Here is a 25944-nt window from a genome sequence, read left to right on the forward strand (position 1 = left end):
ATGTAGAGTCGAGTGCTGCTCAATTAGGCAGAATGCATTGAAAGTGGTGCATGAAATGCCCATATTAGATCTAACAATACAAATGCACAGACAGCGTTTAAAACTTGGCGTATGATTTTGACATGAACAATGTCGAACACGATAAAAGATTAGGACAGGACATGAATATTGCGGCAAACCCGGTGATCGAAGCGGATCAAACCATTTATTTAAAAGACTATCAAAAACCTTCCTTTATTGTTGATTCCATCGACCTGAATATCCAAGTCTATAGTGACCACAGTCTGGTCAGCAGCAAGCTGGAGATGCAGCGCCAAACTGCTGGCGATCTGGTTCTGCTTGGCCGCGATCTAGAGCTGCAATCGATTAAGTTAAATGGTCAAACCCTGAATGCCAGTGACTACCACTTGGATGCTGAACAGCTGGTCATTGCCAATGCACCTGATCAAGTGTTGCTTGAAATTGTGGTTAAAATCCACCCCGAAAGTAATACGATGCTGGAAGGTTTATATCAGGCCAGTTCAGATCTGTTTGTGACCCAAAATGAACCAGAAGGGTTCCGTAAAATTACTTTCTATCCAGACCGTCCAGATGTGTTGTCGGTCTTTACGACGCGTGTCGAAGCAGATAAGAAATATCCGGTTTTGCTTGCAAATGGTAACCTGCTGGAAACCGGTGAAGTCGATGCCAATCGTCACTATGCCGTGTGGCAGGATCCGACCAAGAAACCGAGCTATTTGTTCGCTTGTGTGATTGGTGATCTGGCCGTGATGAAAGATTCTTATGTCACATCGGAAGGCCGCAATGTAGCTCTGGAAATCTATGCAGAAGAAAAAGATATTCCAAAATGCAAGATCGCCATGGAAGCGCTCAAACATTCCATGCGTTGGGATGAGGAGCATTATGGTCTGCCTTATGATCTGGATAACTACATGATTGTGGCGACCAGTGCATTCAACATGGGTGCCATGGAAAATAAAGGTCTGAATATCTTCAATACTTCATGCGTGCTGGCCGATGAAGAGTACACCACTGATGCCGCAATCATGCGAGTGCAGTCAGTCATTGCACATGAATATTTCCATAACTGGACTGGTAACCGGATTACCTGTCGTGACTGGTTCCAGTTATGTTTGAAAGAAGGCTTGACTGTATTCCGTGACCAGTCTTTCTCGGAAGATTTACAGTCGGCTGCGGTACAACGTATTGATGATGTAGCAGTTCTCAAAGCGCATCAGTTCCCGGAAGATTCAGGGCCGCTGTCGCATCCACCGCGTCCGGATCATTTTGTAGAAATTAACAACTTCTATACTGCCACTGTTTATGAAAAAGGTGCGGAAATTAACCGCATGATGGCGACCTTGCTTGGCAAGGAAAAATTCCGTCAGGGAACCGATGAATATTTCCGCCGTCATGATGGTCAGGCGGTAACAGTTGAGGATTGGGTGGCCGCGCTTACAGCAGGTTCAGGTGTGGATCTTTCAAACTTCCTGACCTGGTACAACCAGCCAGGTACGCCTAAATTGCAAGTAAAAGCTGAGTACGATGTTGAGACCCAAATCTATCGTCTTCACTTCAAGCAAAGCCTGAAACCGCATGCCAAATACCCGAATCTGAAAGCAGTTCCAATTCCAGTGGCTTTGGCATTGTTTGATGCTGAAAGCGGTGAGCAGCTAACGCTGAACTCTGAGGCACTCTTTGAAAATGGCGTCAAAGATGGCGTGTATCTGTTTGATCAGGATGAAGCCACGATCGAATTTAGCGGTGTGACAGCAAAACCGGTGGTGTCCTTGCTGCGTAATTTCTCTGCACCGGTGAATCTGGACTTTGACTATTCAGAAAAAGAACTGGCTTTCCTGTTGCAATACGAGACCAATGGTTTTAACCAGTGGCAAGCAACTCAGACCTTACTCGAGCGTATCTTGCTGGATGACCAGCCTGCAGAAATTTATATCGAGGCTATGCTCAATACCTTGCCGGATGTGATTGAGAAAGATCCGCTGTTGGCATCACGTCTGTTTGATGTACCGTCGGAAGGTTATTTAGGTAGCCGTATTGATCAGGATTATAATCCGGTCATGATTCAGGAAAAGCGTGAGGCTTTGCTACATACTCTGGCACGTGCTTTTGGAGAAACAGCGAAAGAAACTTATCTTAATCTGGATCCTGATCTGCAATCTGAATTCTCACAAGCGATGGGTGTGCGTGCTTTAAGAAATATTATGCTGACGATGATGGCTCGTCAGGGAGATGCATTTGCCTTTGATTTAGCCTATGAGCAATATCACACGGGGAATATGTCTGAACGTTTGGGTGCGCTGAAAGTCTTGGTCTGGAATGATGCACCACAAGCAGAAGAAGCTTTGGCAGATTTCTATAGCCGCTTTGAAGATGAAGCCTTGTCTTTAGACCAATGGTTTATGGTTCAGGCAGCACATCCAAAAGCAACGGATGCAACGATTGCGTATCTGACCCAGCATCCGGATTATGATCTGGCTGTGCCTAACCGTATCCGTGCAGTGAGCGGGGGGCTGAATGCTAATCCGGTCAATACCTGGAGCTTTGGCGTGCAGCATTTTATTGGACTGGCAAAATATCTGGACGAGAAAAATCCGATTGTAGGCTCACGTTTGCTACAGGTATTGTCACGCTGGTATACCTTGGCAGAACCGCAACGCAGTGAAGTGAAAGCACAGCTTGAAACCTTAAAGCCACTGGTTAAATCTAAAAATGTGTCTGAGACACTCAATAGTATGCTCAGCGTATAACATCAATATTCATAAAAAACCGGATCGACCTGATCCGGTTTTTTATTTCCTGTTTATTTCAAATGCTGGCTTTAAATACAGTTGAATTTCTCTAAAGGCCTAGGTAAGTACCAAAGGGTGTTACAGTATGATTATACGGAAAAGAGTATTTGTTTATTAAGCTGTAAGCTAGGTAAAGGGATCTACAGATTCGCTTACTAGAGGTTGTCCAAGATATGTTAGTGAAAATTGAAGATGGTTTTTATTTAAATAGCCAGCATATTATTGCCGTACATGTCAGCAAGAATCCTGAAAATGGCTTACTTGAAATCTCCATTCAATATACGCCGCATTCCATTCAGCAGGTCGGAGAATACAAAAAAGTATTTCAAAGCCAGCTTGATGCTGAAATATTCTTAAGTGAGTTAAATCAAAAACTTCGCTAAAAGCCTGCATCATACAGGCTTTGATCAAGCATCTTATTGTCTGACGATGAGGACTGGAATAGAGGAAAGTGCCAGAACATTCTGAGCGACACTGCCCAGCATGAGTTTTTGCAGACCCTTACGACCATGTGAACCCATAATGATCATATCGGTCGGGGATTCATTTGCAGCCTGCATAATGCCTTCTGACGGCGCCATGCCATGCAGGATTTTTGTCGTCACCTGGATGCCATCACGAACAAAGTTCAGTTTCAGTTCATTTAAACGATCCAGCGCATTTTGTTCTGCATGCATAAAATAGTCTGTGACTGCAGGAGCAACTTTGTAAAAATCTACGCCCTTAAAGGGATCCACCGCAATCACACTGAGTAAAGTGACATGGCTATGAAATACTTTGGCCAGTTCCAGGGCATGATCTGCGGCAGCATAGGAAATCGAGGACTCATCGAGTGCTACGAGAAGATGATCATAGTTATTCATGGTGCTTCCTCATATTTATTATTGCAGTAAAGGGGGAGTGTGGTTTAAGCGAGTAAATCTCCACAGCATGTTTTGCTAGAGGTTCAAATGTAAAAGTAGCAAGTACTGCGCATCTTGAAGATGCGCAGCATCAGGATTATTTTTTCACGATCAGTACGGGAATTTCACTCGCACCCAATACATCTTGTGCAAAGCTGCCCAGAATCATTTTCTGGAAGCCTTTACGGCCATGAGAACCCATGACGATCAGGTCGGCTTTCACCTCACCCGCGGTTTCAGCAATATGTTCTGCATTGACTAAACCTGTGACAATGCGGGATTGCGCTTCAATACCTTCACCGGCTGCGATGGCAGTGGCTTCTTTCAAGGCCTTTTTTGCATTGGCATGTGCCTCGATAAAATATTCCTTCATGATGGAGGAGCTGTAATAGAAATCAGCCTCGGTAAAAGGATCTTCTGCGATCAGGCTGATCAGGGAAAGCTGACTACCAAATGCCTTGGCAATTTTGGCAGCATGTCGTACTGCAGAAAAGGAAATTTCTGAACCGTCCACTGGGACTAAAATATGTTGATAGGCCATGGCTTTTCTCCGCAGGTTGTCTGATTTTTAGGCTTGGTTTATTGATAGCACAGTGCTGTGGCGGGTGCAATTGCAAAAAAGCGGTAAAATTGAAAAAACTCATTAAATTACAAATATTTTTCATGTAAAAGTGATGAAAAAAACAGAGTAAAAAACTCGGAATTGCAGTTTTAGTGATCAAAAATAAGAGGATGAATAGTCCTTGTTTGCAGCAGGATAGTTTAAACTGCCGTAGCCTGTTTTTAGATCATGTATAGGGGACTGTTTTGAGGTTTTTTGCCATTCATCTTTTGCTCATAAGTTCAGTTATTCTTTCCGGCTGTCAGACCGCACAGAACAGTAAAGTCATTGCCGGTGCTTTTAACCTGACCACAGGCTTGCAGCAAAAAGTGATGGATCGTTATGCGCCTGGTGCGGTTATCGTCCAGCAAAATATTACCTATGCGCCGCAGCAGAAATTATCTCTGGATCTGTATCAGCCGCAGAATATTGCCAGTATTGGCCCACGACCGACCATTGTCTGGATTCATGGCGGCGGCTGGATTTCAGGTTCTAAAGAACATGCACGGGGTTATTTCAAGCTGCTGGCGGCACAGGGCTATAACGTGGTATCCGTGCAATATCAGTTTGCGCCACAAGTGACCTATCCAAGCCAGTTACACCAGATCAATCAGGCACTTGAATTTCTCGATACCTATGCAGACACCTACCAAATCGATGCCCAGAACTTATATCTGGCCGGAGATTCTGCCGGGGCGAATATGGCCAGCCATTACGCCGCTCTTTTGACCAACCCTGTATTTGCCAACCAATCCGGTATTCAGCCTCATCTGCAACCTACGCAGCTTAAAGGTTTAATCTTGCATTGTGGAATTTATGACTTGGAAGCATTTGCCAGCACAGCACCTGAAGAAATGAAAATTATCGAATGGGGTGTCTTTAACCTGATTCAGGCTTATACCGGCGAGCGTAAACATGATGCCGCGTTTTTAAAGCAGATTTCTCCGATTCAGTATATTACGCCGTCTTATCCACCTGTCCTGATCAGTGGTGGGAATAAGGATTTTCTGACCGATACTCAGTCACTACCATTTGTAAAAGCTTTGAAGGAACAGCAGGTTCCTGTGACTGAAATATTTTATCCAGAGTCTAAAGCCTGGCTCATTCATGAATATCAGTTTTTTATGGGAAAAAAGGAAAGTCAGCAAACCTTTGTCAAAACCCTGGATTTTTTACATCAGCTTTCCCCTTGAAGAGAAAACTGTGCAAAATGAATCTCTCAAGATTGATCATGTCAGATCGTCCCGACAGCAATCATTGAAAAATTGTTTGGAGTTTAAAAAATGAATCCTGTCTCATGGGCATATTTGTTGTTGGCACTGGCTATTATTGCCGAAGTGACTGGATCAACATTTTTGGTGAAGTCAGAAGGCTTTACCCGATTATGGCTATCTCTGGCTGTGATCATTTTATTCTGTATTGCGTTTTATTTGCTGTCTCAGGTGATTAAAGTCATTCCTTTAGGCATTGCCTATGCGATCTGGGCAGGAGTAGGCATCGTTCTTACGGCAATCGTAGGCTATGTAATCTTTAAACAGGCGCTGGATGTGCCCGCTTTTATCGGGATTGCACTGATCATTTCCGGTGTGGTGGTGATTAACCTGTTTTCCCAGACTGCAGGGCATTAAAAAGGCAGACAAGGTAGCTGCCTCATTTCTACAATAAGCTTATGCCACTTGCGGTTTAAGCTTAAACATTAAATAAACTATCAGACCAAGTAGCAGTCCCCAAAAAGCGGAGCCAATACCAAAAAACTGGATATTAGAGGCGCTAAACAGGAATGTCATCAGTGCTGCTTCACGGTCATGACTGTCCTGAAAAGCCAGCGCGATATTGTGGCCAATGGTGCCAAACAGGGCAATGCCTGCCAATACTGTAATCAGAATCCCTGGAAAAGCCATCAGTACACTGGTCAAGGTCGCAGCAAAAAAACCCATCAGAATATAAAACAGGCCGCAGCTCATCCCTGCAATATAACGTTTGGCCGGATCAGGATGCGCTTGGGCATCCAGGCTGACCGCCGCACTGATCGCGGCAAGATTGACACTAAAACAGCCAAAGGGCGCCAGCATCGTCTGTGTAATACCCGTCCAGCCTAGAATAGAATTTACTTTCGGCGGATAACCATAACTTTTGATGACGGCCAAGCCAGGCAGGTATTGCGATGCCAGATTAATCACCATTAAAGGTAAGGCCAGTCCTAAAACAGCTTGCAGGCTAAATTCAGGTGTAATCCATACCGGCTGGGCAATACTCCAGTTCAGCTGCGGAATAGTAAAATTAATAAAGAACGGACAGAGGGCAATAGCCATTAACACGGTAATCACGATGCTATAGCGCGTACTCAGTTTTTTGGAAACCAGATAAATCACCAGTACACAAAGCACGAATTCCCAGGACTGTTGCAGACTGCCAAAGACCGAGATACCAAATTTCAGCAAGACACCTGCCAGCATGGCACTGGTCAAACTTTGTGGAATAAACTGGAAAATTCGCTCGAAAATTCCAAAAAATCCCAGACAGGCAATCAGGATGCCAGAAATCAGAAAAGCGCCAATTGCTTCACCCAGACTATAGTGACCGGCAGAAGCAATGACCAGTGCCAGACCGGCAGTCGACCAGGCGGTTGAAATCGGATAACGATATTTCCAGGAAAGCAAAAATCCAGAAACTCCAATACCTATACCCAGTGCCCATAACCAGGAGCTAATTTGTGCCTGATTAGCACCTAGGCTTTGAGCGGCTTCAATGACCAGTACGGCGGAAACACTAATACCAATCATGCAGGTAATAAAACCGGCCATGACGGCAGGAAAGGAGAGATCTTGTAAAAGTTTTGGCATCATCCATGACACTATTTTTAAATGCGTTTAAATCATACGCTTTTCACGTATCAACACAATGTTTTTAACAATTTTCTCCAAAGGTCTACTGGTTTGAAGCCGATCATTGCTAGAAAGTTGAAGTCGCCAGTTTAAGGCCAAAACCGCAAAACAGGATCCCGACCGCTGCGACACAGCTGGCAGTCACTTTATAATTTTGGTTGAAATAGGACGCCAGTTTTACACCAGAAAAAATCAGGATTGAAAGATAGGTCATACTGATCAATTGCAAGATTACAGCCAGAAGCGTGAATGTCAGGGCTGGATAAGGATAGGCAGGATCGACAAACTGCACAAAAAAAGACAGATAAAACAGAATCGCTTTGGGATTTAAAATACTGATTGTGAGCGCTGTACGAAAGGGCTGAACAGATTCTACCGTATCTGGAGTCGTCTTTTTAATCTGGACGCGTTGTGATGACTTTTCCGGAAAGAAAGTCTGGTAGGCCGCAATGATTAGCTTGATACCCAAGTAACTGAGATAGATCGCTCCAATAACTTTCAGTGCAATAAACAGTACCGGAAAGGCATGCAGTAAAGAAGCTGCTCCCAATGCTGTACATATAATCAGGATCAGATCGCCCGTATAAACCCCCAAGGCACCCATATATCCCGTCTTAATCCCAAAGCGCGAAGCAATCGACATGACATACAGGGAATTCGGCCCGGGCAGTAGCACAATCAACGTGGTTCCAATGATAAAGGTCGTTAGATCTGTGATACCAAACACGAAAAACTCGCATGAACAAAAAAGCCGATGCGGCATTATAGCAACATCGGCTTGGAGAAATTTGCTAAATTTTCTTTAAATCTCAGTGGTACTCAGGAAAGTTTCACGTAATAAAGCAGCCAGTTGCTCACGGGCTTTAATGAAACCGTCAATGCCGCCTTGCAATAATTCACTGGCCATCGGATCCTGTTTCAGTTGTGCTTCAAAATCGGCAGGGCTGATTGGGCTGAGTTCACCTTGAACTTTAATATCTTTGGCTGAGAGTTGGGCCTGCACTTCACGCTGATCATTTTCCAGTTCGGCCAGCAGGTTTGGTGCTACCGTGAGCAGGTCACAGCCGCTCAAGCCTAGAACCTGATCAATACTGCGGAAGCTGGCACCCATGATTTCAGTCTGAATACCATGCGCTTTATAAAATTCATAAATACGCTTAACCGAAAGTACACCCGGATCTTTTTCAATCGGGTAAGACTCAACGCCTTCAGCTTTTTTGTACCAGTCCAGAATACGGCCGACAAAAGGCGAGATTAATGTTACTTTGGCATCAGCACAGGCATGGGCCTGATGCTGACCAAACAATAAAGTCAGATTGGTATGAATGCCTTGTTCTTCCAGTGCTTTCGCTGCCTGAATGCCTTCCCAGGTAGACGCGATCTTGATCAGAATGCGGTCTGAGTCAATTCCATATTGCGCATAAAATGCCAGCAACTCTTTGGCTTTGGCAATCGTGGCTTCAGTATTAAAAGACAGGGAAGCATCGACTTCTGTTGAAACACGGCCTTCAATGAGTTTTAAGATTTCTACACCGAATTTGACCGTCAAAATATCAATGGTACGTTCAATCAGGGCGTCATCTGTATAGCCTTCTTGCTGGGCTTGCTGAAAAGCAGCTTCAATCAAGGCCTGATTTTCAGGTTGTTTCGCTGCTGCAGTAATCAGCGATGGATTGGTGGTTGCATCAAGCGGACGAAATTTTTCAATGGCACTCAAATCACTGCTGTCTGCCACAATGGTCGTCAAGTTTTTTAATTGGTTTAATGCAGTTAATGTCATTACGATCTAGTTCTATGGTTATTGCTTATGCTTTCTTATATATCATAAATGGCCGGTTTACCAAGTAGACTGTCGTTGAATTTCTGTGATTAATGCCCGGTTTTACGTTGTTTGCGCAAGTGATTAATCAAAAAATGAGCAGCTGTGCCTAATCGGGTTTCTCTGCTCCAGACCAGATCAACAAAATATTCAAACTTTGGGGTGAAATCGAGCAGGTTGAGAACCTGTAACTGATCTTGCAAATGTGGCTGCTCATTCAGCATTTCGAGTGGCAGAACCCCCCAGCCCAGTCCTTGCTGAATCATGCTGCAAGCCGAATGATGATTGTCGGTGCGCCAGTAATTTCGTGAAAAGAGTAGTTCCGGCTTGATGGTGCGATCCCGACTGGCCACCACAATCTGCCTGTTTTGCAAAATCTGTTCATAACTGACTTGATCGAATTGACTTAGGGGATGCTGTTTGGCGATTACAGCGACCAGTACCTCACGTTTCAATTCCACAAACTGTTCCCGTGTTTCCAGTTGTTCGCGTTCAAACATCAGGGCCAGCTGCGCTGAACCTTCGAACAGCATACGATGTGCATCTTCCTGAGGTGCACTAAATACATTGACTTGCAGTGCAGGAAATTCCTGTTCCAGTAACACGATATAATCGGTCCAACGCGTATGCAGTAATTCTGAAACCACCACAATATTCAGTTCAGATTCCAGGCCTGAACTTAGGGCTTGAGCATGCTGTTTCCACTGATTCATTTCGACCAGAAGTTGCTGGGTTTTTTCATACAATACCTGCGCCTGTGCGGTCGGTTTTGGTTCACGACCTATACGCTGAAACAGTTCTAGATTCAGGTCAATTTCCAGATTGGCAATGGCCATGCTGACTGCGGAAGGTACTTTACCTAGTTGACGGGCAGCCGCAGAGAAAGAACCGGTTTCCATCACAGTTTTAAACATCAGTAGCTGTTCTTGATTAACATTCATAATTTTATCTTTCATTTTTATTGATAGATTCTAACTCGAATAGTCAGATTTAAAGAAATAAAATTCTTGCATCATGTAATGAATTGAGCTGATTTGATATGTTAATTTCCAAAAGAAGGTTGATTCATGCCGCTTTATATGAAGGCATTTTACTGGTCGTGATCGCTGTCCTGCTAAGTACTTTGATGCATATGCCGCTTGAGGTCACAGGTATGCTAGGAATTGCCATGGCTCTGACCTCAGTACTCTGGAACATGTTGTTTAATCACTATTTTGAAAAGTTTGAAGCCAGACATCATTTGAAAAGAACCATTAAAGTGCGAATTGCTCATGCAATTGGCTTTGAAGGCGGTTTGATGCTGGCGACCATTCCGATGGTGGCTTATGCCTTACACATGAGTCTGGCTCAGGCCTTTTTGCTGGACTTAGCTCTAACCCTTTGTATTCTCCTATATACCTTTATTTTTCAGTGGGTTTATGATCATCTAGAAGCCAGACTGGGGCTACAGCCGGATTATCGGAAAATCTCATCATAAAATACGCCATAAAAAATACCACACAGTTCAGACTCCCTTTTCAGAATGCGAAAGGTGAAATATTCAGCGATGAGGACTTGATCAAGTCCTCATTTTTTATGCTCGAACCCAACTGAAAATTAAGCTATAAGACTTTGATTTTTTATTTTAATTTTTAAATTTATTGGGGAATTCAATGCTATTTAGACGAGCGATCTTGTCAGTGTCCATCGTGTTGCTGATGTGGGGTTGTGGGGGTGGAGGAGGTGAGAGCAGTACGCCACAGCAGACGCTGCCGGATCCAGTGACACCCCCCGGTTCGGGTGAGCAACTGAGCAAAATTGCGGAATTTAAGGTTCTGGATGTGGGTTCAGAATTAATAGCAGGGAATTTTGGTCTGAAAACCTGGAATCCCACCGCCATGGTGGTAGAGGGCGATGTTCTTTATATTGCCAACAGCCAGGCAGAATCGAATATTTTGCGTTATGACTTAAAACAAAAACGTGCACTCAGTGCGATTGATCCTACGAAAATTTCGGGTCTGGCCAGAAAATGGGATAGCCTGAATGATCTGGAAATTCAAGCAGGGCGTTTGTATGTGGCCAATTATGGCTCGAACCGAATTGATGTTTTAGATATTAATAGCGAGCAACCGAACTTCATTATGGCACTCGGCACAGGTGTATGGTGGGGCGATGCGCTTAATTACGCGCTGGTACATAGCAATGCGGTGACTGCTGACGATCGCTATGTTTATGTACCTGATATTGAAGGCCGCATTAATGTGTGGCGTCAAAGTGATGTAACGGCGCAAAACCATTTAAAAGCGCGGAAATTTGCACGGCTCAGCTTGCCGGGCTGTGCGCGCAACTGTAATGCACGCATGGAAGTCATAGGTGATTATCTGTATACCAGCCTGCCGGATGGTATGACCTATGTCCACGATATCAATCAGATTCAGGAAAATGGAAATAATATTGCACCCATTTTAACAGAAACCAATTTGTCGGCAGTCATGCATCGCCATAATGATGGCTTGGTTTATGTGTCACGGAATGATGGCACTGTAGAAAGCTACCGGGAAAAATCTTTTAACTTGGAGTCTATCTTACCCAATAAAAGTGTGGATACCTTCCGAGATTATATTTTAAAAGGGCAAAACCAGAGCAGCCAACTGGCCAAGGCCAGTGATCTTTATATTTATGGTCAGAATTTGCTGCACATGGCCAATCAGAAAATTTATATTCTGCCAATGCTGACCCTGCAACAGAATAAATCCACCCAGCTAAACCAAGCTATGATTTTAACCGAATCTAAAGCACGCGAGAGAAGCCGTGTCTTGCAGGATGGTGAATCATGGGAAACCTTGACCAATAGCAGCCAGCGTTATGTCTATATGGACAAGATTTTATCGGCAACCCTAAATGGCAATCGCCTGCATTTGAAAAGCTACAGTGCTGTCCCTGTACGTGATTTGCAGATTCGTGCCAAGATTAAAAACTCAGAAGACTGGGTGATTCTGGCGAAGCTGGATCAGTTGACGCCATTTTCGAATGCCAGCTTTGATCTCAAGTTGACCGATCAATCCCGTTTCCCGTTGCTCGATGGCACAGGCTCGATCCAGCTAGCAGGTCTGAGTCAGACCACGCAAAATCCAAGCAATATTTTTGATCTGAAAATTAGCTCTGAGACTGATGAGCACGTCAAAAAGCTGAACCAGATTAAAGCCAAATGGAAAATTTATTTCGGTACCTATGATGAACCGAACAAATGGTGTCGTATTACGCCGGTCTATGCCCGGGAATGGGTCATGATGATGACCAATCTGGCCTATATGCTGAGTACTCCAGAATTTGAAACCTTATGGTTTAACCATAAAGCAGTCATGGGACACGATTTTTTTGGCAATCATGGTCAGGTAGAAGGACCGAATGGTTTCTTTCAGCCAGAAGATTATGTCCGGATCTATCGGGAAATTCTTAACCGCAATGAAATTAATCTTGGTATTACCAATATGGGCGGTGGTCTAGGTGGGGGTGCAGTCTTGGGGGTAGATACATGGTTGTTCTATGGCCATTACAGATTATCTGGCTATCGAATTGTTGCACATGAATTTGGTCATCATTGGGGCGGGCATAATAGTGCATGGGCCATGTCGAATTATGGCTTTGAAGCTATGGTCGATTGGTTAAACTTCTATTTCCAGCGCCGTCCAGGTTCAATTCCTTATATGGACCCAAATGTGAATGCTTTTCACTTGACGCCGGACAGCGCACTTTGTCAGGGTGTGAACCAGAATATGGTGAAAGGCGTGGCATCGACTGCACCATGGAATAAAGTAGATGAGTATTTTAAAAATAACCCGATGCCAAATCAATAAGTCATAAAAAAGCCCCTCATTTGAGGTAATGCCAGTCAGTTAAGCAGACATTAGAAAAATGTAGTAAAAATGAGTGTATGCCAATACGCTCATTTTTTTTATGACTTTATCTGAAAATTTAGATTGCACCCTTCAACATTCTTTGCCTTCACTCAGCCATTTCAGTGAACTCATTGATTTAAACTGGATTAAAGAAAGCCTACATCAAACAGGTAAGGCTTCTATCAGGAGAAGAAAATTACCTGCCGAACATGTGGTATGGCTGGTAATTGGGCTTGCCCTATTTCGAGATCAACCGATCGGGTATGTCGTAGAGCAACTAAAACTTGTGTTTGGTACAACAGAATATTGTGTCCCCAGTGCAGCAGTGCAAGCACGACAACGTTTAGGACGAGAGCCCTTGAATACCTTGTTTTCTCTACTCAGCCAAGCCTGGTTTGAAGAATCCCAACAGCAATACTCAAACTTTCATGGCCTTAGTGTATGTGCTGTTGACGGGGTGGTTTGGTCTATGCCTTATACAGACGAGAATTTTGAACACTTTGGCTCATCTAAGGGTAAAACCGCTGCAGCCCCTTATCCACAAGTGAGAGCAACCTGCCTGGTAAATACCAGCACCCATGAAATCATTGATGCCCAAATAGGTAGCATGGATCAGGGTGAACTTACACTGGCAAATCGATTATGTCCTCCATCGCATAGTATTACCTTGTTTGATCGAGCCTATTTCTCTGCTGATTTCTTGATTGACTGGCAAACACGAGTAGAAGCCAGTCATTGGTTAATGAGAGCAAAAGATAATTTACGCTATGAGATCATTAAACGTAATTCCCCGCATGACTTTCAAATCAAAATGCCTCTTTCAGCTAGAGCCAGGAAGCTAAATCCATCATTAGGAGAATATTGGGAAGCGCGTTTGATTGAAGTTGAGCAGGCAGGGAAAATTAGACGTTATATCACTTCATTAATGGATTCAAAGGCATATCCACTGATAGGCTTGGCGAAGCTTTATGCCCAGCGCTGGGAAATAGAAATGTGTTACCGAGAAATCAAAAGTGATTTACAGGAAGGTAAGCATTTGAGGAGCAAGCAACCTGATTTAATTTATCAAGAATTATGGGGGGTCTTCATTGCCTATAATATTCTAAGAAGACAAATGAAACATATGGCTCAACGTGCAAAAGTCAGTCCTTTGAGAATCAGCTTTCATATTGCCTCTATCAGCATCCTGAATATATTAAGATTTGACTCTTTAGACTCCGCAGGGAATTTACCTAAACATCTAGAAAGTTTACTGGAGAAATCGAGGAGGTATGTTTTGCCTGAGAGAAGGGTTAGAAGTTGCCCACGAGTTGTGAAAGGAAAACCGCAGAAATACCCAAGAAAATGCCAGTCAATTTCTTAACTGACTGGCATTACCTCATTTGAGGGGCTTTTTAATTAGATCGGTCAACGGATTATTTTTCAATAATCGCCGTTACACCTTGACCACCGGCTGCACAGATCGACACCAGTACGCGGCCTGAACCTTTCTGGTTAATCAGTTTTGCTGCTGTCGCAATGATACGACCGCCAGTTGCTGCAAACGGGTGACCGGCAGCAAGTGATGAACCTTTCACGTTCAGTTTGGCACGGTCAATTGAACCCAGTGGAGCGTCTAAACCTAAACGCTCTTTACAGAATTTCGGATCTTCCCAAGCTTTCAGCGTAGACAATACTTGAGATGCAAAAGCTTCATGAATTTCATAATAGTCGAAGTCTTGCAGTTTCAGACCGGCACGCTCTAGCATACGTGGTACTGCATAAGCAGGCGCCATCAACAGGCCTTCTTTTTTCTCGACAAAGTCAACTGCAGCAGTTTCCTGGAAAGTCAGGTAAGCCAATACTTCATGACCATTTGCCTTCGCCCATTCTTCAGAAGCCAAGAGCACGCAAGAAGCACCATCTGTTAGCGGCGTAGAGTTACCCGCAGTCATGGTACGGGCATCGCCCTTACCAAAGGCCGGCTTTAATTTCGCCAGTTTTTCAACACTTGAGTCCGCACGCAGGTTATTGTCACGTTGAAGACCCAAGAATGGTGTGATCAGGTCATCAAAGAAACCTTCTTCATACGCTGCAGCCATTTTCTGGTGTGAAGATGCAGCAAGTTCATCCTGTGCTTCACGGGAAATTCCCCATTCCAGTGTAGTAATCGCCTGATGATCACCCATAGACAGACCTGTACGCGGCTCACCATTTTTTGGTGCATCCATAAGGTCTTTCACATTGATTTTGGTCAGTGCTTTCAAACGGTCTTTTGCAGTTTTCGCAATGTTTAGCTCAAGTAATGCTTTACGTAAACCGTCACCAAAAGCAATCGGTGCATCAGAAGTCGTATCTACACCACCTGCAATGCCTACTTCGATTTGACCTAAAGCAATCTTGTTGGCAACAAGAAATGCCGCTTGCAAACCAGTACCACATGCCTGCTGGATGTCATAAGCAGGCGTTTCAGGTGCAAGGGCAGTATTTAGTACACATTCACGGGTCATATTGAAGTCACGGCTGTGTTTCAGTACTGCACCCGCAACCACTTCACCTAAGCGTTGACCTTGCAGATTAAAGCGTTCAACTAGGCCGTTCAGGGTTGCTGTAAACATGTCAGTATTGGATGCCGTAAAGTAAGCACCATTAGAACGTGCAAATGGAATGCGGTTACCACCGATAATCGCAACGCGGCGAACTGTATTTTGGCTCATGTTTGGTTCCTGTAGAACAGAAGTCTGTGTTGTAGAGGTTGAATCTTTTTCAGATGAAGTCGTATTTTTGGCACGGGCAGGTGTGCTCCGTGTACGCGTGGTTTTAGTCGGACTTTTTTCTGTCCCAGTGGCTGTGTCAGTATTTTTAGTGCTACGCTTAGCGCGCGTTGATGGTTTTGACACAGTTTCTGTCGCAGAGTTCTCGACTGCTGGATTTTCTTGAGTTGTTTTGCTCATAAGGCTTTACCAGGCAAATAGATCGTCTTCTTGGTGTTTACATTAGCATAGAAGAGGATAGGCTGTATTGACTACAATGACATTACAGACTGCGCTCAGGTCAAGTCATCTGCCTGTTATCTCAAGTATGATTGGGCGGAATCTGGCGGATCTATTGAAATATATGTGTCTGGCATCATATTGAAGTTTAAGGATAACTTTAGATCAACCAAAAATTAATTTGTATGAGAGATAATAAACATGACTGATCAGTACCAAACTTTTGCAAAATCTCCTATTGGTAAATTTGTCATTAAAAATTTGGGTCTGCCATCCCCAACTTCTTTAGACCGTTTTGAGTCTGCTACGCCAGTGGTAAAAGGCGCAGTATTATTGGGTGCAGCACCAGCAAGTCCATTGACGGGTGCTATTGCTCAGGTTCTGGCAAATATTCATGCCAACAGCTATGCAGGTAATAATGCTGAGTTGCAACAGGCGGCTGCAGCATCCGGGCTGAATCTGGGTGCATTTAACCCGGGCGATAAAGAATCAAAATTCAAGGTCGTTATTTTTGATGCTTCAGGGATCGAAAATTCAGAACAGTTAAAATCACTTTATGATTTCTTTAACCCGATTGCACGTCAGATCCAGAGTTCGGGCCGTGTGGTGATTGTGGGGACTACACCTGAAACAGCAAAATCGGTGAGCCAGGCGATTGCTCAACGTGCACTGGAAGGTTTCGTGAAATCAGTGGCTAAAGAATTCAAAAAAGGTATCGCAGCAAACCTGATCTATGTCGATGCAGGTGCTGAAGCAAATCTTGAATCTGCATTACGTTTTACGATTTCGCCGCGTTCTGCCTATGTTTCTGGTCAGGTGATCCGTGTTTCACCAGCTGAAAAAGTAGACGTAGACTGGACCAAGCCATTAGCGGGTAAAACTGCGGTTGTGACAGGCGCAAGCCGTGGTATTGGTGAAGCGATTGCCCATGTATTGGCACGTGATGGCGCACATGTCATCTGTCTGGATGTTCTACAACAGCAGGCTGACCTTGATCGTGTAGCTAGTGAGATCGGCGGTTCTACCTTGGCTATTGACATTACAGCTGCAGATGCAGGTGAAAAGATCAAGGCAGCGGCAGTTGAGCATGGTGGTCTGGATATTATTGTACATAATGCCGGAATTACCCGTGACAAGACCTTGGCCAATATGAAGCCTGAGCTGTGGGATCTGGTGATTAATATCAACTTGTCTGCAATAGAACGCGTGAATGATTATTTAATTTCCCACGATGGTCTAAATGCCAATGGCCGTATTATCTGTGTATCCTCAATTTCAGGGATTGCAGGTAACCTGGGTCAAACCAACTATGCAGCGTCTAAAGCGGGTGTGATTGGTGTGGTGAAATTCACAGCACCAACTTTAAAAAATGGTATAACCATTAATGCCGTTGCACCGGGCTTTATCGAAACACAAATGACGGCTGCGATTCCATTTGCGATCCGTGAAGCGGGCCGCCGTATGAATTCGATGAGTCAAGGCGGTCTACCTGTCGATGTTGCAGAAACGATTGCAATGTTTGCTGCTACTGCATCAACAGGTTTAAATGGCAACGTGATACGTGTATGTGGTCAAAGTCTTTTAGGGGCTTAATTTAAAATCCCCCTAAATCCCCCTTTGAAAAGGGGGAGATATCCCTCTCCTTTAATGGAGAGGGTTAGGGAGAGGTAAAAATTAAATTAAAAAGGGGATGAATTGACCCTCATCCCAGCCTTCTCCCTGAGCCATATATGGTGCAAGAGAAGGCGCTTTTAGACAAATTGAAATAATAAAATTTCCAAAGGTTCAGTATGAATACGCGCCATTTTAGTCAACTTCCAAAACCTTATTTAGCCTATCCAAAAGTGATTCAAGGCTTGATTTTTAAAAAGCCGAAAGCTGAAAAAGTTCTACCGCAAGTTGAATATGTGGTGGATTCATTCAAGGTCGATCAAAAACATCTTAAAGCTTATAATGAAGTCTGCGGCTTTAAAAATAATGGTTATATTCCAGCAATCTATCTGACGGTGCTTTCACAAAGTCTGCAAATGCACATGATGACTTCAGAAGCATTTCCGTTTCCGATTTTGGGTTTGGTACATATCCGCAATCAAGTCAAGCAATACCGTAAAGTCGGTGTGAATGAGACTTTGACGCTGTCATGTAAGTTTGGCGAATTGCAGCCGCACGATAAAGGCGTGCAGTTTGATTTCATTACTACAGTCAAAGTGGGAGACGAGGTCGTAGTTGAAGCATTGACGACTTATCTGTCACGTCAAAAGACCAATGCTAAAGCTGCTGCCAAACCTGCAGAAAGCCAAGCACCAGAATATACACTCAATAATGAATGGAACATCTCGGAAAATACTGGTCGCCGTTATGCCATGACCTCAGGTGATTTTAACCTGATCCATATTCATGCAGTCACAGCGAAAGCCTTTGGCTTTAAACAGGCAATTGCACATGGTATGTGGAGCAAGGCCAAAGCACTGGCGAATCTGTCATTGCCAGATGCCTATGAAGCTGATGTTTGGTTCAAGTTGCCGATGTACTTGCCATCTAAAGTCGAGTTCCTGACGGCACAGGCAGCGAATGAGACAGATTTCCTGATTCGAAACAGTAAGAATCAAAAACCGCATGTCACCGGTCATATTAAAGCGATTTAAATCTGAATCAAAAGCCTAAACCCGATTTAGGCTTTTTCATTTTAAGGGATCAATATTCTATGGATAGAATGATGCAGCCAATTAAAGATTATCTGTTTGCTGATCAGCACAATTATCAGGGCAATGTCGATGAGCATTTTAGCGATCTTGCCCGTCAGTTTAGCCGTTTGCAGGATGCACGTACCGAACAGGGTGGTGCTGCTCTGGTAGTGTATTTTGAAGGACAGAAAGTCGTTGATATTTATACCGGTAAAAAATCTTTAACTGAAAATTGGCAACCCGATACCATGTCGCTGTGTTACTCCACAGGCAAAGGTGTGCTAGCGACTTTGGCGCACATTCTGGTGAGTCAAGGTTATCTGGATTATGATCGACCGGTTGCAGAATACTGGCCTGAATTTGCACAAAAGGGTAAAGAAAATATTACTCTGGCGCATATGCTCAGTCATCAAAGCGGACTGTTTGATATCCGTAATCTCATTGATGATGCCACTGAAATGGCCGACTGGTCACAGATGCTGGACCGGATTGCGGCAGCTGAACCACGATTTCAGGTTGCAACCGATGCTGCTTACCAACCGCTGACTTTTGGCTGGCAAGTAGGTGGTGTACTGGAAAAAGCGACTGGTAAAAAACTGGGTGAACTGATGCAGGAATATCTGGTACAGCCACTACAGTTAAATGGTGCTTATTTTAGCGTACCGACGCATGAGTTAGCTCGGGTGGCCTTACCTATTTTAAAGCCTAAAACAACTAAGTCTCAAACACAAACTGCGAAAAAAACTGTGTCAAGGCAACCCAGCCTGATGGAACGAGCATTGGTATGGAGTGGTCAGAGTCCACAGGATTTTCAGGATGCCATGATTCCTAAGGGCATGAAGAACTTTAGTTTCTTTAGTCATGAGGGTCTACAGGCCATTATTCCGTCTGCTAATGGAGTATTTACCGCAGAGAGTCTGGCAAAAATCTATGCCATGCTGGCCAGTCGTGGTGAATGGCAAGGACAGCAACTGATCTCGCAGGAGGTATTCCAGCGACTTAGTCAGGTGCAATACAAAACAAGAGATCGGGTCATGCCTTTACCGATGCACTGGCGCTTGGGTTACCACCGTGTTCTCACTTTAGGAAAAGCCTCTAAAGGTTTTGGTCATATGGGCTTTAATGGCTCTGGTGCCTGGTGTGACCCTGAACGGAATTTAAGTTTTGCCTATACGCATAATTTCCCGACAGGTTCATTAACCGGAGATTACCGTCTTTGGGGCCTGACGCAGGAAACCTTGCGCTGTGCGGATGCGGTACTGACCGGCCGCAAAGGCTGGCGCTAAATATCCCTGATTTGGGAGTTTAGCCCGTCAGACAAATATGCTATTTTGTCGCGCAGTCCATGGCTATGGTGTGAAGTAATGAAAAAAGTGCTGGTGATTCCTTTGGTCGCAAGCAGTGCGTTGTTCGGATGTCAGGATCCGAATCAGCCGGCTGCAAAAACGGTGATGGAAGCCAAAGCTCAGATTCCTGCCTGGGTCGGGAGTTATCAGGGCACGACGCCATGTATGGGATGTTTTTCAAGTTGTGAAGATTGTCCAGGCATGGCAGTGGCCTTGACCTTGAATGAAGATCAGACCTTTACTTTACAGCGTGAAAGTTTAAGTGGACATAATGAAATTGAAACGATGAGCGGGCAGATTCGGTTTCAGGATGAATCACAACAAAAGATTGAACTACTGAATGTCGATACCCGAAATCTGCTCTATGTCGATCTGAAAAAGCATGTTTTGGAAATTCGTGAAGATCAAACAGGCAAACGCTACCAAATGCAAAGTGACTTTATCCTGTTTGAATCGGTCTAATTTTAAAAAAGCATCTGTTTTATATCCCTTTTTCAATGATTTTGATCAAGGGATTTTTATTCTTTATAAACCGGCATTCATTTCACTATTTTATAAAAAAACAGTATGCTTAGACCTGTAAAAAGGAGCATACATGTATCAAGTACTTGCGCGAAAATACCGTCCTCGTAATTTTAATGAATTGGTGGGGCAAAACCATGTATCACGTGCTTTAACCAGCGCGCTCGAACGTGGCCGTTTGCATCATGCCTATTTGTTTACGGGAACGCGTGGTGTCGGAAAAACCACGATTGCACGTATTTTGGCGAAGTGCTTGAACTGCGAGACCGGTATTACCTCGACGCCTTGTGAGGTCTGTGCGACCTGTACCGCAGTCAATGAAGGTCGTTTTATTGATTTAATCGAAATCGATGCAGCATCACGCACCAAGGTCGAAGATACCCGCGAGCTGCTCGACAATGTTCCTTATGCACCGACTCAAGGCCGCTTTAAGGTCTACCTGATCGATGAAGTGCACATGCTGTCCACGCATTCTTTCAATGCGCTGTTAAAGACGCTGGAAGAACCGCCAGAACATGTCAAATTTCTGTTTGCAACCACTGATCCGCAAAAACTGCCAATTACCGTAATTTCTCGCTGTCTGCAATTTACTTTGCGTCCATTGGCAGTCGATGAAATTACCGAACATCTGGGCAATATTCTTAGCAAAGAAAGCATTCAGTCTGATCAGGATGCGATCTGGCAGATTGCTGAATCTGCGCAAGGTTCTCTGCGTGATGCCTTGTCTCTGACCGATCAGGCGATTGCCTATGGTCAGGGTGTGATTCAGCATCAGGATGTCAAAGACATGCTCGGTCTGATTGACCGCACCATTATTTATGACCTGATTCTGGCGATTCACCAGAACCAGAAAGCGCATGTCAGTCAGTTATTGCTACAGTTCCGTCAGCAAGCTCTGGATGTGTCACTAGTGCTCGATCAGTTGATTTCGACGTTGCATGAACTAGCCTTATTGCAGTACCTGCCAGATCTGAGTCTGAAATATAGTGCTGAGATCAATCAAAAAATTATGCAATTATCCGGTCTGATTTCTGCTCAGGATCTGCAACTTTATTATCAGATTGCCTATAAGGGTCGTGCCGATTTACAGCTTGCAGTTACGCAGGAACAAGGCTTTGAGATGACGGTGCTACGCTTACTGGCTTTCCGTCCATTACAACCAAGTGAAATTCCAGTAATGCAGGAGACTGCATCGCAACAGGCAACAACCCATACAACACGTCTACAGCCACCTGTTCAGACACAACTTCAATCTGAATCAATAGAAACACAATCATTGGAGGCAGAACCGGTATTTGATGATTTCTCTCTGGACGATGGGACAGATGAGGAGATTGATGTTGCATCAGCGTCTGGGCCTTCTTCGGATGATTTTCTCGATGAAGAAGAGCCAACCAGCATCACTGCACCTGAATCTGTCCAGCCCGTAGTAATTCAGACCACCATTGAAGAAGTGCAGTCTAGTGATCAAATTGTTTTTGATCCAAATGATGATAAAGGCCTATTTGGTTTTGATGAAATCGAGAGTACGCCAGAAGCACCGGCTACTAGCAACAGTTCGGATGATTTCCTGCTTGAAGAGTTTATTCCTGCAGATGCCGTCATTCCTGCTGAGCCAGTACAAGAGACCATGTCTGCTGATGAGGAATTTAGTCTTGCTGCACCGGAAATAGAGCTTTCACAGGAAACAACCGATCAGCCTGCTCTTGAAAATACAGCGTCGGTTCAGCCAGTTGCACAGACAGCTTTGCTGGAAGATATTTCCCAAGATGTAAATACGCAGAATCTGATGCCACAGGATATTTTAAAAATACCTGAGCAAACCTTAGAAGGCGAGTGGAGCGTAGAAAAATGGGAATACTGGTTCCGTAATAGCCAACTTTCTCCAGCGGTACAGGAACTGGCACAGTATGGCGTCATGACTGGCCAGATGAATGGAGAATCCGTTTTCCATATTCCTGAACAGTACCAGCAGTTGCTGACCCAGTTGCAACATAATCTGGAAGCTGCTTTGCAACAGCAATGGCCGCAAACTAACTTCCAGGTGAAATTTGAAAATGTGGACCAGTTAACACCATATACCATGCAGCATCAGCGTAAGGCACGTGCCTTTAAACGTGCCGAAGAATTGTTACATGCTGAACCGGCCGTACGTGATCTGCTACAGCAGTTTGACGGTGAACTGCAAAATATTCAGCTGAAATAGGCTGGATGTTAAGTCACAACAAATCGAGATAAAGCATCCCGCATTTCAACTGGAATCGGGGTGCTTTTTCGTGTCTCACGATCGACAAATACATGGACAAAATTGCCTTGTGCAGCGGCTGTATCCGAGTTGCGTTTAAAAATAGCCAGATCATAGCTGAGCGATGAATTTCCCATGCTTTCAATGGCTACGCCCACTTCAATAATTTCCGGATAAGACAGTTCCTGATTAAACTGACAGTTGGAGCTGACGACCAGTCCAATCATGGGTGAATATTTTGGGTCAAAAGCAGCTTCCTGAATCAGCAGGGCATTGGCGGCGGTATCAAAATAACTGTAATAAGTCACATTGTTGACATGGCCGTACAGATCATTGTCTGCCCAACGGGTTTGAATGGGCAGGAAAAAAGTATAGTGTTCACGCTGTTTGATGGTGGCTTTCATCACTATTCAGTCCTCAGCTAGATAAGGCTTAGGTGGAAATTGATCTAGGAATAGATCGCCTGATAAATCTGATAAGCATCCTCCACCTTGAGTTCACGTGGATTATTCTGCAACAGCCGGCTTTGTTGCATCGCATCTTCTGCCATCACCTGCAGTATATGTTCTGGAACATTCAACTGATTTAGTTTTAGAGTCAAACCGCTTTGCATCAGATGATTATTAAAATGATCAATAAACAGATCGGTCAGGCCATCATGGCAACCTTTACTACGGGGATCCAGCCAGGTCATCAATTCCGCATAGAGCTGTTTGGCCGCTGGCGCATTAAACTTTAATACTTCAGTTAGAACCAGTGCATTGCTATGCCCATGCGAAAGATGAAAATGTCCACCCAGTGGATAAGCCAGCGCATGTACGGCAGCGACTGGTGCATTGGCAAAGGCTTGTCCGGCCAGCATGGAACCGACCAGCATATTTTGGCGGGCATCTAAATCATGACCGTTTTGCAGTACACGTTGCAGATTGGCATTCAGTAATCTTAAAGCCTGTTTGGCCAGCATATCCGAATAAGGATTTTTCTTGTGTTTTGAGGTATAGGCTTCAATGGCATGTACCATGGCATCAATGCCGGTGGCGGCAGTGATCTGTGCTGGAAGATTCTGGGTAAATGTTGCATCCAGAATGGCAATATCTGCAAAAAGGATCGGTGCCACAATACCGGTTTTAGTGGTTTCACCTGTGGTGACAATCGAAATCGGCGTCACTTCTGAACCTGTTCCAGCCGTAGTTGGTACCAGAATTAAAGCTAAACGCGGTCCGGTGGCATTATCAACGCCATACAGATCAGACAATGTCTGATGCTGTTCAGGATGCGCCAAAATTGCAATGAGTTTGGCCACATCCATCGAGCTGCCACCACCAAAGCCCAGCACCACATCAATATTTTCCTGTTTTGCAAAAGCCACCGCTTCAAGCACCACTGTATCGGGCGGATCGGCCTGAACATCCGAGTAAATCACATACTCCAGTCCGGCAGATTCAATAATATCCAGAATCGGCAGATGTAATTGCTCCTTCAGCATACCCGGGTCAGTCACCAGTAGAAGACGGCGATAACGGCCATTTTTTAGAATTTTAAATAATTCCTGAATCGTGCCTAGTCCGGCAATGATATTGGGGACGGTTTGAAACTGAAAACGATTCATGGCGATATCCTTGATTTTTTTATTGCAAATACGAGATTATTCTATGGTTGTAAGATAGGAATCAGTATATAAATAACTTAACATAAGAATCCTTAAAATAAAGTAGCTCTGAGGTTGTTTATGTCATCCAGAACGCCATACAAGGTGTTATGTGTTTGTTTGGGAAATATTTGCCGCTCTCCCACGGCAGAAGTTGTACTCAGACATTATTGTGATGAACAGCAACTGAATATTGTGGTCGATTCTGCCGGAACCAGTAATTATCATCCGGGCAAGGCACCGGACTTGCGTAGCCAGCAGCATGCGCTGAAACGTGGCTATGACCTTTCAGCACTTCGCGCACGTCAACTTATTCCGCATGATTTTATTGATTATGATCTGATTCTGGCGATGGATCTGGAGAATTTATCCAATATCCAGAACATACAGCGTCTGGCAGAAACTCAGTTTGGTCATGTACGTGCACGTGTGGCATTGATGAGTGAACATGATCAGACCTATCCGAAACAGGCCTTACCGGATCCCTATTATGGCGAAGCGGATGGCTTTGAACGGGTGCTTGATCAGTGTGAGTCCAGCAGCCAGGCCTGGATTGAGATTTTTAAACAGAATTTACACAAGGTTTAAGCGATGCAGATTCAAACCCAGGTTCAACTTAAACCTTTTAATACCTTAAATTTAGAAGCAGTTGCTTCGCACTATGCTCAGATTCAATCCACCGCTGATCTGCTAACTGCACTGGATTTTGCGGAACAGCAGCAACTCAATTTGCTGATCCTGTCAGGCGGCAGTAATATGTTGTTGCCGGAGCAGATTGATGCGCTAGTTCTGCATATGGATATTCAAGGCATTGAAATGCTGGATGCTGATGATCAGTCGCAACGTTTACGTGTAGGCGGCGGACAAGGCTGGCATGACTTCGTGCTCTGGACTACAGCACAAGGTCTGTATGGTTTACAAAATTTGGCCCTGATTCCTGGACGTGTCGGTGCTTCGCCAGTACAGAATATTGGCGCTTATGGCGTCGAAGTTGGCGAGTTTATCGATTCAGTTGAGGTCTATGACCGTCAGTTGAAACAGTTTGCTTCGATTGGCGCAGCAGATTGCCAATTTGCCTATCGGCATAGTATTTTTAAAGATGATCCCAATCGTTATGTGATTACCCATGTGATTTTTAGATTACTTAAACAGCCAGATTTGAAACTGAATTATGGTGATCTGAAGACTGCGGTCGGTGATCAGCTCACAGCAGAAAACTTGCAGCAACAGGTCATCCAGATTCGCCAGAGTAAATTGCCTGATCCACAAGAATTTCCCAACGTGGGCAGCTTCTTTAAAAATCCGGTGGTTGATCAGGCGGTCTTTGACCAAATTGCTGTATCTTTCCCGAATTTACCCCATTACCAGCAAACGAATGCTCAAGTTAAACTGGCAGCAGGCTGGTTGATTGATCAGGCGGGCTGGAAGGGTAAACAGTTGGGGCCTGTCGGCATGTTTCATAAACAGGCGCTGGTGTTGGTGAATTATGGTCAGGCCTCTCTCACCGATGTCCGTAAAACGTATCGTGCAGTACAACAGTCAGTTTGGGAAAAATTTAGTCTAATGCTGGAGCCTGAACCTGTATTGTTCGATAAAAATGGCTTGATCCGTTCTCATCAGGAAGAGGAATAA

General features: G+C 44.4%; 23 protein-coding genes. 14 read left to right on the forward strand and 9 right to left on the reverse strand.

Features of this window, described 5'->3' with window-relative positions; translation table 11 throughout:
* Nucleotides 1-161 precede the first annotated feature (161 nt).
* Entirely contained in the window at nucleotides 162-2768 is a 2607-nt protein-coding gene (gene pepN, locus F890_RS06780) for an aminopeptidase N (protein ID WP_004731462.1), read from the forward strand.
* A 215-nt stretch (nucleotides 2769-2983) separates the two neighbouring features.
* Entirely contained in the window at nucleotides 2984-3193 is a 210-nt protein-coding gene (locus F890_RS06785) for a hypothetical protein (protein WP_004278836.1), read from the forward strand.
* A gap of 33 nt (nucleotides 3194-3226) precedes the next feature.
* On the opposite strand, the gene F890_RS06790 is transcribed toward F890_RS06785, so the two are convergent.
* The gene (locus tag F890_RS06790) at nucleotides 3227-3673 is read right to left on the reverse strand and encodes a universal stress protein (RefSeq protein ID WP_004278835.1); all 447 of its coding nucleotides are present in this window, start codon (nucleotides 3671-3673) and stop codon (nucleotides 3227-3229) included.
* 136 nt (nucleotides 3674-3809) lie between these two features.
* Nucleotides 3810-4253: a universal stress protein gene (locus tag F890_RS06795; RefSeq protein ID WP_004278834.1), complete on the reverse strand. Its 444-nt coding sequence runs from the start codon at nucleotides 4251-4253 to the stop codon at nucleotides 3810-3812.
* Nucleotides 4254-4519: 266 nt separating this feature from the next.
* On the opposite strand from F890_RS06795, the gene F890_RS06800 reads away from it, so the two are divergent.
* Nucleotides 4520-5506 (forward strand): alpha/beta hydrolase, encoded by a 987-nt coding sequence (locus tag F890_RS06800; protein WP_004278833.1) that lies wholly within the window; start codon nucleotides 4520-4522, stop codon nucleotides 5504-5506.
* Between the two features lie 90 nt (nucleotides 5507-5596).
* Nucleotides 5597-5941 (forward strand): SMR family transporter, encoded by a 345-nt coding sequence (locus F890_RS06805; protein WP_004278832.1) that lies wholly within the window; start codon nucleotides 5597-5599, stop codon nucleotides 5939-5941.
* Nucleotides 5942-5980: 39 nt separating this feature from the next.
* Here the strand turns inward: F890_RS06805 and F890_RS06810 are convergent, their stop codons facing one another.
* From F890_RS06810 to F890_RS06825, 4 genes are all read right to left on the reverse strand, one after another.
* A complete protein-coding gene (locus F890_RS06810) occupies nucleotides 5981-7156 on the reverse strand; it encodes a benzoate/H(+) symporter BenE family transporter (protein WP_004278830.1) in 1176 nt (391 codons plus the stop codon).
* Nucleotides 7157-7265: 109 nt separating this feature from the next.
* Nucleotides 7266-7925, reverse strand: a complete 660-nt coding sequence (leuE, locus tag F890_RS06815; protein ID WP_004278829.1) for a leucine efflux protein LeuE — start codon at nucleotides 7923-7925, stop codon at nucleotides 7266-7268.
* A gap of 75 nt (nucleotides 7926-8000) precedes the next feature.
* Nucleotides 8001-8978 carry a transaldolase gene (gene tal, locus F890_RS06820; protein ID WP_005266200.1) on the reverse strand — a complete coding sequence of 326 codons (978 nt, stop codon included), beginning with the start codon at nucleotides 8976-8978 and terminating at the stop codon, nucleotides 8001-8003.
* Nucleotides 8979-9067: 89 nt separating this feature from the next.
* Nucleotides 9068-9958 carry an HTH-type transcriptional regulator AceR gene (locus F890_RS06825; RefSeq protein WP_004278827.1) on the reverse strand — a complete coding sequence of 297 codons (891 nt, stop codon included), beginning with the start codon at nucleotides 9956-9958 and terminating at the stop codon, nucleotides 9068-9070.
* A 98-nt stretch (nucleotides 9959-10056) separates the two neighbouring features.
* On the opposite strand from F890_RS06825, the gene aceI reads away from it, so the two are divergent.
* The 3 genes from aceI (at nucleotide 10057) to F890_RS06840 (ending at nucleotide 14258) form a co-directional block, all read left to right on the forward strand.
* Nucleotides 10057-10494: a chlorhexidine efflux PACE transporter AceI gene (gene aceI, locus F890_RS06830; protein ID WP_004278825.1), complete on the forward strand. Its 438-nt coding sequence runs from the start codon at nucleotides 10057-10059 to the stop codon at nucleotides 10492-10494.
* Between the two features lie 175 nt (nucleotides 10495-10669).
* Nucleotides 10670-12853, forward strand: coding sequence for an LVIVD repeat-containing protein (locus F890_RS06835; protein ID WP_004731448.1), 2184 nt, complete (start codon nucleotides 10670-10672; stop codon nucleotides 12851-12853).
* A gap of 100 nt (nucleotides 12854-12953) precedes the next feature.
* A complete protein-coding gene (locus tag F890_RS06840) occupies nucleotides 12954-14258 on the forward strand; it encodes an IS4 family transposase (protein WP_005104965.1) in 1305 nt (434 codons plus the stop codon).
* Between the two features lie 52 nt (nucleotides 14259-14310).
* Here F890_RS06840 and F890_RS06845 read toward each other — a convergent pair whose 3' ends face one another.
* Nucleotides 14311-15828 (reverse strand): acetyl-CoA C-acetyltransferase, encoded by a 1518-nt coding sequence (locus F890_RS06845; RefSeq protein ID WP_004278822.1) that lies wholly within the window; start codon nucleotides 15826-15828, stop codon nucleotides 14311-14313.
* A 240-nt stretch (nucleotides 15829-16068) separates the two neighbouring features.
* Between F890_RS06845 and F890_RS06850 the strand changes: the two genes are divergently transcribed.
* From F890_RS06850 to dnaX, 5 genes are all read left to right on the forward strand, one after another.
* Nucleotides 16069-17460 carry a 3-oxoacyl-ACP reductase gene (locus F890_RS06850; RefSeq protein ID WP_004278820.1) on the forward strand — a complete coding sequence of 464 codons (1392 nt, stop codon included), beginning with the start codon at nucleotides 16069-16071 and terminating at the stop codon, nucleotides 17458-17460.
* Between the two features lie 197 nt (nucleotides 17461-17657).
* Nucleotides 17658-18512, forward strand: a complete 855-nt coding sequence (locus F890_RS06855; RefSeq protein WP_004278819.1) for a MaoC family dehydratase — start codon at nucleotides 17658-17660, stop codon at nucleotides 18510-18512.
* A gap of 59 nt (nucleotides 18513-18571) precedes the next feature.
* A complete protein-coding gene (locus F890_RS06860) occupies nucleotides 18572-19837 on the forward strand; it encodes a serine hydrolase domain-containing protein (protein WP_005103470.1) in 1266 nt (421 codons plus the stop codon).
* A 78-nt stretch (nucleotides 19838-19915) separates the two neighbouring features.
* Complete coding sequence (locus F890_RS06865) at nucleotides 19916-20359, forward strand: copper resistance protein NlpE N-terminal domain-containing protein (protein ID WP_004278816.1); 444 nt, start codon at nucleotides 19916-19918, stop codon at nucleotides 20357-20359.
* Nucleotides 20360-20492: 133 nt separating this feature from the next.
* On the forward strand, nucleotides 20493-22625 hold the full coding sequence (gene dnaX, locus F890_RS06870) for a DNA polymerase III subunit gamma/tau (protein ID WP_004278814.1): 2133 nt from the start codon (nucleotides 20493-20495) through the stop codon (nucleotides 22623-22625).
* 8 nt (nucleotides 22626-22633) lie between these two features.
* Here dnaX and F890_RS06875 read toward each other — a convergent pair whose 3' ends face one another.
* Together F890_RS06875 and F890_RS06880 are read right to left on the reverse strand one after the other, a co-directional pair.
* On the reverse strand, nucleotides 22634-23068 hold the full coding sequence (locus tag F890_RS06875; RefSeq protein ID WP_004645428.1) for an acyl-CoA thioesterase: 435 nt from the start codon (nucleotides 23066-23068) through the stop codon (nucleotides 22634-22636).
* Nucleotides 23069-23112: 44 nt separating this feature from the next.
* Nucleotides 23113-24273: an iron-containing alcohol dehydrogenase gene (locus F890_RS06880; RefSeq protein WP_004278811.1), complete on the reverse strand. Its 1161-nt coding sequence runs from the start codon at nucleotides 24271-24273 to the stop codon at nucleotides 23113-23115.
* A gap of 120 nt (nucleotides 24274-24393) precedes the next feature.
* On the opposite strand from F890_RS06880, the gene F890_RS06885 reads away from it, so the two are divergent.
* Both F890_RS06885 and murB read left to right on the forward strand, forming a co-directional pair.
* The gene (locus tag F890_RS06885; RefSeq protein WP_004278810.1) at nucleotides 24394-24900 is read left to right on the forward strand and encodes a low molecular weight protein-tyrosine-phosphatase; all 507 of its coding nucleotides are present in this window, start codon (nucleotides 24394-24396) and stop codon (nucleotides 24898-24900) included.
* A gap of 3 nt (nucleotides 24901-24903) precedes the next feature.
* A complete protein-coding gene (murB, locus tag F890_RS06890) occupies nucleotides 24904-25944 on the forward strand; it encodes a UDP-N-acetylmuramate dehydrogenase (RefSeq protein WP_004278808.1) in 1041 nt (346 codons plus the stop codon).

The organism is Acinetobacter sp. CIP 64.7, assembly GCF_000369745.1.
Lineage (GTDB): Bacteria > Pseudomonadota > Gammaproteobacteria > Pseudomonadales > Moraxellaceae > Acinetobacter > Acinetobacter fasciculus.

Coding starts and splice junctions, on each gene's coding strand:
- tal (WP_005266200.1), bottom strand. CDS start 8,978: ATGACATTAACTGCATTAAACCAATTAAAAAACTTGACGACCATTGTG.
- F890_RS06810 (WP_004278830.1), bottom strand. CDS start 7,156: ATGCCAAAACTTTTACAAGATCTCTCCTTTCCTGCCGTCATGGCCGGT.
- F890_RS06850 (WP_004278820.1), top strand. CDS start 16,069: ATGACTGATCAGTACCAAACTTTTGCAAAATCTCCTATTGGTAAATTT.
- F890_RS06840 (WP_005104965.1), top strand. CDS start 12,954: ATGACTTTATCTGAAAATTTAGATTGCACCCTTCAACATTCTTTGCCT.
- F890_RS06860 (WP_005103470.1), top strand. CDS start 18,572: ATGGATAGAATGATGCAGCCAATTAAAGATTATCTGTTTGCTGATCAG.
- F890_RS06880 (WP_004278811.1), bottom strand. CDS start 24,273: ATGAATCGTTTTCAGTTTCAAACCGTCCCCAATATCATTGCCGGACTA.
- F890_RS06790 (WP_004278835.1), bottom strand. CDS start 3,673: ATGAATAACTATGATCATCTTCTCGTAGCACTCGATGAGTCCTCGATT.
- F890_RS06865 (WP_004278816.1), top strand. CDS start 19,916: ATGAAAAAAGTGCTGGTGATTCCTTTGGTCGCAAGCAGTGCGTTGTTC.
- F890_RS06885 (WP_004278810.1), top strand. CDS start 24,394: ATGTCATCCAGAACGCCATACAAGGTGTTATGTGTTTGTTTGGGAAAT.
- pepN (WP_004731462.1), top strand. CDS start 162: ATGAATATTGCGGCAAACCCGGTGATCGAAGCGGATCAAACCATTTAT.
- F890_RS06785 (WP_004278836.1), top strand. CDS start 2,984: ATGTTAGTGAAAATTGAAGATGGTTTTTATTTAAATAGCCAGCATATT.
- F890_RS06825 (WP_004278827.1), bottom strand. CDS start 9,958: ATGAATGTTAATCAAGAACAGCTACTGATGTTTAAAACTGTGATGGAA.
- F890_RS06795 (WP_004278834.1), bottom strand. CDS start 4,253: ATGGCCTATCAACATATTTTAGTCCCAGTGGACGGTTCAGAAATTTCC.
- F890_RS06855 (WP_004278819.1), top strand. CDS start 17,658: ATGAATACGCGCCATTTTAGTCAACTTCCAAAACCTTATTTAGCCTAT.
- aceI (WP_004278825.1), top strand. CDS start 10,057: ATGTTAATTTCCAAAAGAAGGTTGATTCATGCCGCTTTATATGAAGGC.
- murB (WP_004278808.1), top strand. CDS start 24,904: ATGCAGATTCAAACCCAGGTTCAACTTAAACCTTTTAATACCTTAAAT.
- F890_RS06805 (WP_004278832.1), top strand. CDS start 5,597: ATGAATCCTGTCTCATGGGCATATTTGTTGTTGGCACTGGCTATTATT.
- F890_RS06835 (WP_004731448.1), top strand. CDS start 10,670: ATGCTATTTAGACGAGCGATCTTGTCAGTGTCCATCGTGTTGCTGATG.
- F890_RS06845 (WP_004278822.1), bottom strand. CDS start 15,828: ATGAGCAAAACAACTCAAGAAAATCCAGCAGTCGAGAACTCTGCGACA.
- dnaX (WP_004278814.1), top strand. CDS start 20,493: ATGTATCAAGTACTTGCGCGAAAATACCGTCCTCGTAATTTTAATGAA.
- F890_RS06875 (WP_004645428.1), bottom strand. CDS start 23,068: ATGAAAGCCACCATCAAACAGCGTGAACACTATACTTTTTTCCTGCCC.